Below are 12219 nucleotides of genomic sequence, written 5' to 3'. Positions count from 1 at the left end.
TTACAAACTCTAGGATTACAAACTCTAGGATTACAAACTCTGCCGAATTAACTGTATCGTCGAGTTAGTCAGCGGTTTGCGCTCATGATCCAGCAAATTGCCGTCCAATTCGACCGCGACGATATTAATGGCTTCGAGAAAATCATCAAACACTTTGACTGGATCGTCCAATACCGCGGGCTGCATAAAAAACACCAAACCAGGGCAATAAAACTCATCTAAATCATGATCGGGAAAGGTTCCAGAGGCGACCAGACAAGCGACACCAAAATCCACCAAGCGGTTGGCATCCAAGCGTTCAAATATCCTCAAGCTACCGTATTCCATTTGGGCGATGCGGAAGGCTTTGAGCAAATCCAGGCCGTTAAAACCTTCGGCGGATTTGGCAAGCACACTGAACTGAATAATTTCAGGGGCAATAAAGCGTTGTTCAAGGGCCTCTTCTTCCAGTTCTTTCCCAGGAACAAAATATTCGCTATCGGCAAAATCGAACTCATCATCAAAATCATCAAACATTTGCCCCGTTTGATCTGGTTCTGGTTCTTGCCCTGGAGCTGGATCAGATACCTGCTCTTGCTCAGGTTGTAGCCGTTTTGATTTCGGCTTTGGCTTTGTTTTTAATTTGATTTTTTCCAACAACTCATCGGTATCAATCAGTTTTTTTCTGTCTTTGGGTACAATATCAAAATCATCATTGTCGGTATGGACAACCAAGGCATCGTTGATTTTGCCTTTGATATCCAAATTTCCGAAAAACATCGTGCCTTGAAATGACTTTTTGTTCTTAAAAAAATGCCATGCCAACATTCCTACGATGATGATCAGGCCGCTTGCAATAATGACTACCCGTAATAATTCTTTGTCCATTAGATTTCCGCCAGACTGACTGCTTCTTCAATATCAACTGCGACCATCCGGGACACGCCCGGCTCTTTCATCGTCACACCTGCCAACTGTTTTGCGATTTCCATTGTAACCTTATTATGTGAAATATATAAAAATTGCACGGTCTCCGACATGGCCTCGACCATTTTAGAGAACCGCCCGACATTGGCGTCATCCAGCGGCGCGTCAACCTCATCCAGCAAACAAAACGGCGCGGGATTGAGTTCAAAAATCGCGAACACCAAGGCCACGGCGGTCAGGGCTTTTTCGCCACCCGACAGCAAATGGATGGAGCTGTTGCGTTTGCCTGGCGGTCTGGCGATGATGTTGACACCGGCTTCCAGCAAGTTTTGTTCGGCAACCTTCCCGGCATCGCCTAATGCGACTGGCTTGCCATTGTCAGTCAATTCCAGATACGCCTGCCCCCCACCAAACAATTTGGGGAATTTTTCTTGCAAGCCGCTGTTTATTTTATCGAATGTCGCCTTAAAACGTAACCGGCTTTCTTGGTCAATTTTACTGATCGCCTGATCTAGCGTCTGCAAGGCTTCGCTCAGATCGGCATGTTGCTCGTTGAGGAACTTCATCCGCTCGGCTTGCGCCTGGTATTCTTCGATAGCAGAGAGATTGATCGTGCCTAAACGCTCAATCTGTGACACCACCTCATCAGCGGTTTTTTTCCAACGGGATTCGTCGGCACCGGCGGGCAACACGTCGAGGATTTGCCGGACATCCGCCGCCATTTCATCAAATTGTTCGTTGATGGTTTGCTGGCGGACTTGGTTTTCCTGCAATTCAAAACGCAATTTATCCAAGCGTTCCTTTTGCAATTCCAAGGCCCGTTGGCTGCGGACTTGCTCTTCGGACAACTGCACGATTTTAGTTTCGCCCTCTTCCTGTTGTTGCCGATGTTGTTTCAACTGTTTCTCTAGCTGTTGTTTTTCTTCGGTTTTTTGCCGCACAAGCTGTTTTTCGGCGGCCAGCGGCGAGAGCGTTTGTTGGGATTTTTGCTCCAGTTCGGCAAGATATTCCATTGCCCGTAGTCGCTGCTCCTGCAAACGGGTGCGCTGCTTGAGCGTGGAAATTTCCAAAGCCCGCAAATTTTCCAACTTGGCTTTGCCATCGTAGAGCCGCTGCCGCGCTTCGTTGACGTTGTGGTCTAGTTGCTGTTGTTGCTGTTGCAACTGCTGGTCCAGGGCTTCCAAGCCTTCGCGTTGCCCGTCTTGGTCAAACAAAACTTGTTCGGCTTCATCCTGCAATAAACGCGCTTCGGCGATGGTTTCCGAATTTTCGGTGAGTTCTTCGTTGATGCTGTCCACATCATGCCGGATTTGCTGCAAACGCCGTTGCTGCTGTTCCAGCCGCGCCGATTGTGCGCTGTGCTGGACATTTTTCTGTGACCATTCGGTATTGACGTGGTTAAGTTGGATTTGCAGGGATTCACGCAGTTGCTCGGCGGTTTTTAACGCCGCTTCACTGCTTTCCAACCGCTCTTCCAGCCCGTCAATCGACTCCCGCAACTCGTCCTGACGTTGCTTCAGGGTACGCAAGGCTTTTTCGCGCTGCAACACGCCCATTTTACTGTCCTGGGTGCGGCTGACTTTGACCCAATCCGCGCCCAGCCAAATACCTTCAGGGGTAATGATGGATTCATGGGCTTGCAATAACCCAGACAAACGTTCCGCCGTGGCGAGGTCATCGGCACAATACACGCCAGTCAACAATCCATTTAACGGCGACGGTGCGCTAATTTTATCCAACAAACGTGGCATCTTGACCGCATCAGAATTTGCCGTTGCCGCACTTGCCGGAAATTTGAACAAGGTCAGGGAATCTTGGGTCAGCGCGGACAATTGGGCCAACAGCGAAGCAATATCCGTGACACAAACGGCTTCCAAGGTATTGCCCAACACGGTTTCCACGGCATTTTCCCAACCCGTTTGCACGTCCAGATATTCCGCCAGGCGTTGCTGTTTGTCCAAGCCCAAGGCCGCCAGCCAATTTTGCAGATTTTCGTTGGCCTTGCCCATCGCATGTTGCTGCAACAATTCCAGCGAGGTGATTTGCCCCGTGGCCCCGTGCAATTCGGAGCGGCGGCTATTCAAATCGGCTTGGCAGGTTTTTAATTGTTGCCGCTGTTCACGGATAATGTGGTTCTGCGCTTCCAATTGTCCATGCAGGCTTTCGCGTTCACTGGCGATGGTTTGGATGGCTTCGTCCAGCATCGCGATCTCTTCCGCCAAATCACGGGCGGCAAGCTCATCGCGTTCATACAGCAATTTTTCCAAACGGCTTTGCAACTGACGGTTTTGGTTTGCCAATTGTTCGGACTTGACGCGCTGCACATCGGCTTGACCACGGTATTTCGCGCTTTCGGTGCGGTAGCCGTCCCATTGCCGCTGCCACAGCAAGCGTTGTTGCTGCATGTCCTGCTGTTTGTCCAGCCACCCGTCCTGGCTGTCTTGGGCCATAGCCAGCTCTTCTTCGGCAACCGCCAAATCCTCCTTAAGCTCTTCCAAGGTTTGCGTATCGGCGGCAATTTCGCTGTGCAATTGTTCGATTTGCTGGCGGCTGCGGTTGATGTCTTGCAGCATTTGCTGGTGGCTGGTTTGCTGATGGATGATGGTTTGCTCAAGGCGGCCCACATCGGCGGCAATGGTGTAGTAATCGCCTTGGACTTGGTTAAACTGCTGTTGCTGAAGTTTATGCCCGGCACGTTGCTCGGCGAGCGTAATATCCAATTCGCGCAATTGCATGAACAGACGGTTATGTCCGGCGGCGACTTCATGCAGCGTGGTTTCCAGCATGTCGGCGGCCAGTTGGTAGGCTTGCCAGCGTAAAGCCAGCAATTCCAGCTTAAATTGGCGTTCCTGTTTTTTCAGCGCGGTGTATTTTTCGGCTTTTTCGGCTTGTTTTTGTAGGTGTTTGAGCTGTTTATCAACTTCTTCGCGCAAATCATCGAGCCGTTCGAGATTTTCCCGCGTGTGCTGCATACGGGTTTCCGTTTCGCTGCGCCGTTCCTTGTATTTGGAAATGCCCGCCGCTTCTTCGATATGCAGGCGCAAGTCTTCCGGTTTGGCTTCGACCATGCGCGAGATCGTGCCTTGCTCGATAATCGCATAACTACGCGAACCCAAGCCCGTGCCTAAAAACAAATCCGTGATGTCCTTACGGCGGCATTTGGCACCATTCAACATAAACAGTGACTGACCGTCGCGGCTGATCTGGCGTTTGATGGCGATGGAATCGTATTGCGCGTATTCGCCGCCCAATTTGCCTTCGCTGTTGTTGAACACCAATTCCACGGAGGCCGTGCTGACGGGCTTGCGGCCTGATGAGCCGTTGAAAATGACATCCGCCATATTGCCGCCACGCAAATGTTTAGCGGAACTCTCGCCCATGACCCAGCGCACCGCGTCAATGATATTGGATTTGCCGCAACCGTTAGGGCCGACAATCGCCGTCAAATTGCCATTGATCGGAATGGTCGTCGGGTCTACAAACGATTTAAATCCTGACAGCTTGATTTTTTCCAACTTCATAACGGACAAACAACTCTGGCACTACGCGCAAAAGCTAACATTATCAACGATATTTAAAGGAATTTCGACCTTTAAATGGTAATTTTTCATACCCCGCTTAAATGCAGGCCCTAATCGGTTTTACTTGTCAATTGTTCCATAAGCGCTTGCATTGGACAGATGCACCCCGTTCACGCTTTTTTGGCAAACACTGATGGGAATATTAATGTATCGGCTATCGGTAAAAAATCCGCTTTTCAGGCAATTAACAAAATATGGACAAAACCACAAATATTCATCCCGCTGTCATATAGTTAAGAGAGGATTTGCCACCAGCTTGGCCCAATAGCAACAACATCTTAACGTGGCGGCTGGAAAACGTACCCATAAACATCGGCTTAGCAAATAAATCACGGCATCAAAAAATTAAAATAAGCAAAAATCCCAAGGTCTTTCGGAATGTGCATGAAATAATTTCCGCACCGGCTCGTCAGACCTGTCAGGTTTTGATACCCTCTGGGGCACAAGAAACCTGACAGGTCTTGATCCGCGAATTTATTCCATGCACATTCCTTCGTGATTGGCACCAATATGTTTATGACAAACCCATAATTATAATACCCTAAAAAGGTAATCCCCATGTCTGCACCTACCGCTTCTTTCCATGACGTGGCGCTCAACACTCAGTTGACCGTGTCATTCCGACTGTTATTAAGCTTGTACCTGATCATCCCTGTCTGCCTATTGTTGCAACTACTGGATGCAGGACTTTGGCAAGATTATTTAAAAATCCATTTGCCAAACAGTCCGTCGCATTTTTTTCTGTTCCAAATTTTATTCGGTACGCCACATATCGTCGCCAGTGCCGTGTTGTTGGTCAGTAACGCGGATTATTGGCAACGTTACCAACGCAACATTTTATTGATGACGCTCGTTTTGGCCGTGTTTTTTGGCGTCGGCAGCTTATTTATCCCCTACAAAGCCTTGTACATCTTGGTCGCATCATGGACGGTGCTGCATGTGCTAAAACAGCAGCATGGTGTCGCGCGGGGAATTTGCCGCCTGCCCGCTTGGGCTTACCATTTGTTGTTGTGGTTAAGCGTCGTTGCAGGCATTTTTATTTACATCGGCATTTTTCTAAAAAACAGCTTGGACGCGCAACAAGTCGAATGGCTAAAACATATCATCGGCGGTTTGTGCATTGGTTTGGCAGGGAGCGCGGTGTTATGCCAGCGATATATCAAAACCCGCTTTGGCAAGTGCTTTATGTGGGCGAATGTCTTGCTGGTATTAAGCAGTTTTTATCTGTTCGCCCAGCAGTATTATTTTTTGGCGATACTCGTACCGCGCTTGGTACATGATGTCACCGCCTATATTTTTTACGTCACCCACGATTACAACAAACATCGTCCACAGCCACAAAATATCATTTACCATTTAAGTAGGGCCTGCCATCTGCCCATTTTTATCGTGCTGCCTGTATTGTCGTTCGCACTGGCATTTGGCTTGCAAGCCTATGGTGACGAGTTGGTCAAGCAACTGGCGCAATTTTTCTTTGGTGTGGAAATCCATAAAGCCATCACGTTAGGACTGCTCGGTTATCTGGCGTTAATGCACTATTACACAGAAAGTTTCACCTGGAAACAGGATTCGCCTTACCGGAAGTATATTGGCTTTTCGCAGTGACTTGACGGCTAAAACAACAGTGCTTTTAGGTTTCGGGTTTCATGGTATTTAGGAAGATGCCCGTTTTAAGATGGGGGTGCTCAAACCTGCCACTAAAAAATCTCCAAAAGCGGTCGTTTCAAGTCATTATTCAACATAAAATGAATCACTACCCAACAAGCAGTCAATTGACAATCCCGCCACTATCAGCGATTATCTTCAGACTATGCTTTATTGAAGCGTGGATACCATTAATTGTTTCATAAGTGCTTGCCTTGAACAGGGAATGCCTCACCCGCGCTTTTTGGGGCAAGCACTTATGGGAAAATTAATAAAAATCGTCCCGCAAAAACGCCAAAGGTGACAAGCAAGTCCGAACGGGCGGCGGTTTTTGTTGGCAAACAATTATTTATAAAAGAGGGGGGTGAACCGTGCAGGACTTATTAAATTTCGCGCTGACTTTCAGTGGGATTATGCCTTATGTGCTGGTGTTTGTAATCTTGCTGGCCTGTGGTCTGGGCTTACCGATTCCTGAAGACATCACCTTGTTCGTAGGAGGCATGTTAGCTTATTACGGCATAGTAAACGTGTGGGCCATGGTCGTCGTCTGCATGACGGGGGTGTTAATTGGCGATAGCACCATTTTTCTGCTAGGGGCAAAATACGGGCGGGAAATAACACAAAAACCTTTTTTCAGTAAAATTTTAACGCCGGAACGCCTTGACGGCATCAAGGAAAAACTTCATAGAAACGGCAATAAAGTCATTTTTGTATCCCGTTTTATGCCTGGTTTGCGTGCGCCTACATTTTTCTGTGCCGGAACCTTGCACTTACCTTTTGATGTGTTTTTATTTTATGATGGTCTGGCGGCGTTAATCAGCGTGCCCGGAATAGTTTGGGTTGTATACCATTTTGGGCATTTAGCCGATGAAGTGTTTACCGCGATTAGTGATGTCGAACATCTTATTGTTTTTGCTATCGTTGCCGGCATCGCCTTTATGATAGGTAAATGGTATTACCACCATAAAAAATCGAGCCAGTCTTAATACGCATTAGCGCAGAACTTGCAAATAAGGGACAGCTTACACTGTCCCTAAATTTTAATGTAAACCCTTTAGTGCAATTTTTTCTCGGTTTCCAATGCCTCGACCAATTCTTTGGCAGGCAGGTAACCTGGGTAGATATTGCCTTTTTCCGTCACAATCATCGGTGTGCCCTTAACATCAAAATCGGCGGCGAGTTTCATGTGTTCGTCGACTGGATTCTCACAAGTCTTCGTTTCCACTTTCTGATCTTTTTTCGCAGCAGTTAAGGCGGCGTTGCGGTCTTTTGCACACCAAACTGAAATGGCTTTGTTGTAAGATTCTGAGCCTTTGCCCGCCCGTGGGTAAAACAGGTAGCGGATGGTGATGCCTTGGGCCATGTACTGGTCAATTTCTGAATGCAGCTTGCGGCAATAGCCACAATCAATATCAGTAAAAATTGAAACGGTGTATTTATTTATTTTGGGCTTGAAGATGATCATCTTGTCTTCACCGATTTTGTCGAGTGCGGCAAGACGGGTGGCGGCTAATTTCCTTTCCGTCAAATCGGTGCGGGATTCAACATCAATCAAACGTCCCTGGAATAAATATTTGCCATCTTCGGTGGCATAAAGGATGGTGGAACCCACTGCGACTTCAAAAATGCCTTTAACTTCGGAAGGCTTGACCGAATCAATCTTGACATCCGGCATGGACTTGGCAATCGATTGTTTAATGGCGTTTTCATCGGCATGGGCTGCCGCTAAAGCCACTGCCGTGATTGAAAACGCGGCGATCTTAAGTAGTTTTTTCATGATTTTCCCGTTGGTTGCTTTGAGTAATTTGGTTGTCGGACAGCAATGGCTAGGTTTTGTTCATCCTTAGGCGAATAGATGATGGGTCTTATTGGAAGAGGCGCTGCAAATCCAACACCATCGCCAGAGCCATAACAGAAAGTAAAAGCGCGATGCCGACTTGCTGGAATGCCATTTGGATTTTTTCTGGAATGGGACTGCCTTTAATGGCCTCCAACCCGAAAAACAGCAAATGCCCACCATCCAGCACCGGTATCGGCAGTAAATTTAACACCCCTAAACTGACGCTGACCAAACCCAGGAATTTCAGGAAATGCACCAAGCCCATGCTGGCGGATTGTCCGGCGTATTGGGCAATGCTGATGGGCCCGCTTAAGTTTTCCACTGACGCTTTGCCGATGAACATTTTGCCCATCATTTTTAACGTCGTGATGGAATAATAATATGTTGTTTCAAATGCAACCGGAATGGCAGCCAATGGCGACAAGACATAATCGACCTTAATGGATTTGAGCAGATCCCCAGGCACATAAACTGATGCGCCAATTTTGCCTTCTTTTTGCCCGCTGCCAGTGATTGGCGTCGCTTTGGGGATAATCGTCAAGACCAGCGGCAAGCCATCACGCTCCAGGCTTAATTTGATGGGCTTGCCTGGATGCTTTTTGACAATGTCCACCCATTGCATCCAGTCCTTGATGGCAACATCATCGGCACTGACAATTAAATCACCTTTTTTGAGACCGGCTTCCAAAGCGGCACTGTCGGGCAGGACATTGCCGATAATCGGTTTTAATTTAGGCGACCAGGGTTTAAACCCCACATGTTGGAAAAGTTTTTCGGGATTTTGTGCATCACCTTCCGCTAGATGGATAATTCTTTCCAGCGATTCATCATCTTGGCCTTTTACAGCGACGCTGATGGCTTGTTCGCCATCCAAAGCGGCCGCCATGAGCACACTCATGGCTTCCGTCCATGTCGGCGTGGTTTTGCCGTTGACTGAGAGGATGACATCACCTTCAACAAAACCTGACTGCGCGGCCAAGGTGCCTTGTTCGGCAACACCGAGTATCGGTTTGATGTCCTCTTCACCAATCACCAGCACTGACCAAAATAAGGCCATCGCCAGCACCAGATTAAAAATGGGCCCTGCTGCGACAATGACAGTCCTTGCCCACACCGGCTGACGGTTAAAGGCAAACGGCAAATCTTCAGCTTTGACTTCGCCCTCACGCTCATCGACCATTTTCACATAGCCGCCGAAGGGTATCGCCGACAAGGCATATTCGGTGTCTTCAGGTGATTTTTGGTAAGACCATAAGATTTTGCCGAAACCAACCGAAAACCGCAACACCTTAACACCGACCTTACGGGCCACCCAAAAATGCCCAAATTCATGGATGGACACTAACAGCCCGATGGCAACAATAAAGTAAAACAGCGTATGCAAGGTGTCCATTAGCCGTCCAGCTCAGTGATCAATTGTTTGGAAACACTTCTGGCCTGTTGGTCAGCGTCAAGGATAAATTCCAAGGTGTTTGCCGGACGGACGGCAATGGCGTCCATGCAGCGTTCGATGACCCGCGCGATGTCGGTAAAACGGAGTTGTCCGTCCAAGAAGGCTTCCACAGCGATTTCATTGGCGGCGTTTAAGACCGTGGGCATGATACCACCTGCGTTAATCGCTTCGTAGGCAAGGCGCAAACACGGGAAGCGTTGGAAATCGGGGGCTTCAAAATCCATACGCGCGACTTTAAAAATATCCAAGGGCCCGGCACCTGATTCAAACCGCTCAGGGGCGGCGAGGGCATGGGCTATCGGGATGCGCATGTCGGGATTACCCATTTGCGCCAACACCGTGCCATCGACATAATCGACCATCGAATGGATCACGCTTTGCGGATGGATGACAATTTGGATTTGCTCCGGCTTCATACTGAACAATAAACAGGCTTCGATCATTTCCAAACCTTTGTTCATCATGGTCGCCGAATCGACGGAGATTTTTTTGCCCATGTCCCAGTTGGGATGGGCCACCGCTTGCGCGGGGGTGACATTGGGCAGCTCTGCCAGTGGCGTGGTACGGAAAGGCCCGCCGGAAGCAGTCAATAAAATGCGTCTAACTTGTTGGCTGCGCATACCGGTTTTATAGGCGGCGGGCATACACTGGAAAATCGCGTTGTGTTCGCTGTCGATAGGCAACAATTGTGCGCCTGATTCTGCGACTGTCTGCATAAAAATGTCGCCGGACATCACCAAGGCTTCTTTGTTGGCCAACAAGACCGTCTTGCCGGATTTGGCGGCCGCCAGGGTTGGCATTAACCCGGCCGCCCCGACTATCGCCGCCATGACCGAGTCAACATTCGGCAATGCCGCCACTTGTTCCAACGCTTTTACACCCGACAAGATTTTAATATCCGCCACGATGGAGGCTTTAATCTTTTCCCTGAAGCCTTGCACCCGTTTTTCATCGACCACCACGGCATATTCGGGATGATGCTCCAAACATTGTTCGAATAAGGCATCGGTATTGGTGTTGGCGGTTAAGGCGACGACACGGTATAAATCGGGATGCCTCGCCACCACATCCAGAGTGCTGACGCCGATTGAACCGGTGGCGCCGAGTATGCAAATGCCCTTCATGATATGCTCCGGTAAATCAAATAAACCCCCGCATAAAAGAACGGGGCGGCGGCAACCACGCTGTCTATCCTATCCAAAATACCGCCGTGTCCTGGCAGCAAGGAACCGCTATCTTTGACACCACGCTGGCGTTTGACGACACTGAAAAACAAATCGCCATAAATCGAAACCAACACGGTCAACGCGGATAACAAGACAAAATCGGAGGCTATCATCATCGGAAACTTAAAAATCAGGCTTAAAATGACTCCGCAAACCGCACCTGAAATTAACGCACCATACATGCCCTGGACGGTTTTACCCGGACTGATGTCAGGTGATAATTTGACCGTCCCAAATTTCTTGCCGACAAAATAGGCCGCCACATCAGCCGTCCAAATGAGCAACAGAAAATACATGGTCATTTCCGAATCATAAAACGCCCTTAATCTTGACAGGAACATCCAGGCCGCCACCAGTACAAACCAGCCCACAAAAAGTTTGTAGCGCGTTTTCATCTGTAATTTCAACACCCCGCCTGGTGCGTTGCGGATCATGACCATCATCATAATCCAGAACAGCACCGGGGCAATCACTAGCCACTCCAACGCGCCGGAATAAGACCTGATATCGGTGAAATCAAAAACAGTCGCTGTCAATTCCAGCAATTGCGTCCAAAAATGAATGCCCAACATCGGGATGACCATCAACACCAGGAACAATCCGCGCTTTACCAGCGAATTGACCCCGACCAGATTGCTCCATTCCCAGCCAGCCAAGAGTGCGATAATAGCCAAAATCAAGGAAAAAAAATCGCTTGGCAACTGGAATACAGCCAAAGCAATCAGGGAAGCCAGAACGGATGCTGTGATAATTCGCGTAAGTAACATGTTGTGGGTATGTAAATAAGTTAGGTAGACAAGTTATAAGGTGACTAATTTATTGAGGATTTGCTCGCCAGTATGGCCAAACCGCCGTTGCCGGCCTTTAAAGCTGGTAATTGCCGTTTCCAGCGATTGTTCGTCAAAATCAGGCCAAAGCGTAGGGGTAAAATACATTTCCGTGTAAGCGAGTTGCCAGAGCATAAAATTGCTGACCCGCTGCTCCCCGCCGGTGCGGATGAACAAATCGGGTTCGGGTATATCGGTGGTGCTAAGATGCTGGTTGACCAACTGCTCGGTAATGTTTTGCCGTGGCAACCGCCCTGCCGCCATTTTATCCAATACTTGCTGGAAAGCTTGGCACATATCCCAGCGACCACCATAATTGGCGGCAATCACCAAAGTCAGGGCATCATTGCCTTGGGTTTGCGCTTCACCTTCCGCCATTTTTTTTTGCAGGCTTTCGGAAAATTGGCTTCTATTGCCAATAAATCGCAAGCGGATATTGTTGCGGTCCAGCTTGTTGATTTCGCTTTGGAGCGTTGCCAAAAACAAGCCCATCAACATCGACACTTCGTCTTCCGGCCGCCGCCAATTTTCACTGCTAAAAGCGAACAAGGTCAACACTTCAACTTTTTGCTGTGCACAATATTCAACAATTTTTCTGACGGCTTTGACACCTGCTTGATGACCGAAGGCGCGGGGCATAAAACGTTGTTGCGCCCATCGCCCATTACCATCCATGATAATGGCGATATGGCGGGGATTAGCCGCCCCTGACGGGTTAAGGTCATCATAGGACATAACTTCA

9 protein-coding genes are annotated in these 12219 nt (G+C 48.6%); 2 read left to right on the top strand and 7 right to left on the bottom strand.

The window, feature by feature from the left end:
- Nucleotides 1-30 precede the first annotated feature (30 nt).
- Together PHH59_RS05775 and smc are read right to left on the bottom strand one after the other, a co-directional pair.
- Complete coding sequence (locus PHH59_RS05775) at nucleotides 31-867, bottom strand: cell division protein ZipA C-terminal FtsZ-binding domain-containing protein (protein WP_300012595.1); 837 nt, start codon at nucleotides 865-867, stop codon at nucleotides 31-33.
- A complete protein-coding gene (gene smc / locus PHH59_RS05770; RefSeq protein ID WP_300012591.1) occupies nucleotides 867-4427 on the bottom strand; it encodes a chromosome segregation protein SMC in 3561 nt (1186 codons plus the stop codon). Before smc ends, PHH59_RS05775 begins: the two co-directional genes overlap by 1 nt.
- 618 nt (nucleotides 4428-5045) lie before the next feature.
- Between smc and PHH59_RS05765 the strand changes: the two genes are divergently transcribed.
- Together PHH59_RS05765 and PHH59_RS05760 are read left to right on the top strand one after the other, a co-directional pair.
- Nucleotides 5046-6092: a hypothetical protein gene (locus PHH59_RS05765; RefSeq protein ID WP_300012588.1), complete on the top strand. Its 1047-nt coding sequence runs from the start codon at nucleotides 5046-5048 to the stop codon at nucleotides 6090-6092.
- A gap of 410 nt (nucleotides 6093-6502) precedes the next feature.
- On the top strand, nucleotides 6503-7117 hold the full coding sequence (locus PHH59_RS05760; RefSeq protein WP_300012585.1) for a DedA family protein: 615 nt from the start codon (nucleotides 6503-6505) through the stop codon (nucleotides 7115-7117).
- Between the two features lie 68 nt (nucleotides 7118-7185).
- Here PHH59_RS05760 and PHH59_RS05755 read toward each other — a convergent pair whose 3' ends face one another.
- The 5 genes from PHH59_RS05755 to uppS form a co-directional block, all read right to left on the bottom strand.
- Nucleotides 7186-7908 (bottom strand): DsbC family protein, encoded by a 723-nt coding sequence (locus tag PHH59_RS05755; protein WP_300012582.1) that lies wholly within the window; start codon nucleotides 7906-7908, stop codon nucleotides 7186-7188.
- An 88-nt stretch (nucleotides 7909-7996) separates the two neighbouring features.
- On the bottom strand, nucleotides 7997-9364 hold the full coding sequence (gene rseP / locus PHH59_RS05750) for an RIP metalloprotease RseP (RefSeq protein ID WP_300012579.1): 1368 nt from the start codon (nucleotides 9362-9364) through the stop codon (nucleotides 7997-7999).
- The gene (ispC, locus tag PHH59_RS05745) at nucleotides 9364-10548 is read right to left on the bottom strand and encodes a 1-deoxy-D-xylulose-5-phosphate reductoisomerase (RefSeq protein WP_300012576.1); all 1185 of its coding nucleotides are present in this window, start codon (nucleotides 10546-10548) and stop codon (nucleotides 9364-9366) included. The genes rseP and ispC overlap by 1 nt, the downstream gene beginning before the upstream one ends.
- Nucleotides 10545-11417, bottom strand: a complete 873-nt coding sequence (locus PHH59_RS05740) for a phosphatidate cytidylyltransferase (protein WP_300012573.1) — start codon at nucleotides 11415-11417, stop codon at nucleotides 10545-10547. The genes ispC and PHH59_RS05740 overlap by 4 nt, the downstream gene beginning before the upstream one ends.
- Nucleotides 11418-11450: 33 nt before the next feature.
- Nucleotides 11451-12212 (bottom strand): polyprenyl diphosphate synthase, encoded by a 762-nt coding sequence (uppS, locus tag PHH59_RS05735; RefSeq protein WP_300012570.1) that lies wholly within the window; start codon nucleotides 12210-12212, stop codon nucleotides 11451-11453.
- Nucleotides 12213-12219 lie beyond the last annotated feature (7 nt).

Source organism: Methylovulum sp., from assembly GCF_028687615.1.
Classification (GTDB): domain Bacteria; phylum Pseudomonadota; class Gammaproteobacteria; order Methylococcales; family Methylomonadaceae; genus Methylovulum.
Note: the sequence above shows the minus strand (reverse complement) of the source record. Positions and strands in the feature narration are given on the sequence as shown.

What these genes read in the sequence shown, in the direction of transcription:
- PHH59_RS05775 (WP_300012595.1), bottom strand. Translation starts at nt 867, where the DNA reads ATGGACAAAGAATTATTACGGGTAGTCATTATTGCAAGCGGCCTGATC.
- smc (WP_300012591.1), bottom strand. Translation starts at nt 4,427, where the DNA reads ATGAAGTTGGAAAAAATCAAGCTGTCAGGATTTAAATCGTTTGTAGAC.
- PHH59_RS05765 (WP_300012588.1), top strand. Translation starts at nt 5,046, where the DNA reads ATGTCTGCACCTACCGCTTCTTTCCATGACGTGGCGCTCAACACTCAG.
- PHH59_RS05755 (WP_300012582.1), bottom strand. Translation starts at nt 7,908, where the DNA reads ATGAAAAAACTACTTAAGATCGCCGCGTTTTCAATCACGGCAGTGGCT.
- rseP (WP_300012579.1), bottom strand. Translation starts at nt 9,364, where the DNA reads ATGGACACCTTGCATACGCTGTTTTACTTTATTGTTGCCATCGGGCTG.
- ispC (WP_300012576.1), bottom strand. Translation starts at nt 10,548, where the DNA reads ATGAAGGGCATTTGCATACTCGGCGCCACCGGTTCAATCGGCGTCAGC.
- PHH59_RS05740 (WP_300012573.1), bottom strand. Translation starts at nt 11,417, where the DNA reads ATGTTACTTACGCGAATTATCACAGCATCCGTTCTGGCTTCCCTGATT.
- uppS (WP_300012570.1), bottom strand. Translation starts at nt 12,212, where the DNA reads ATGTCCTATGATGACCTTAACCCGTCAGGGGCGGCTAATCCCCGCCAT.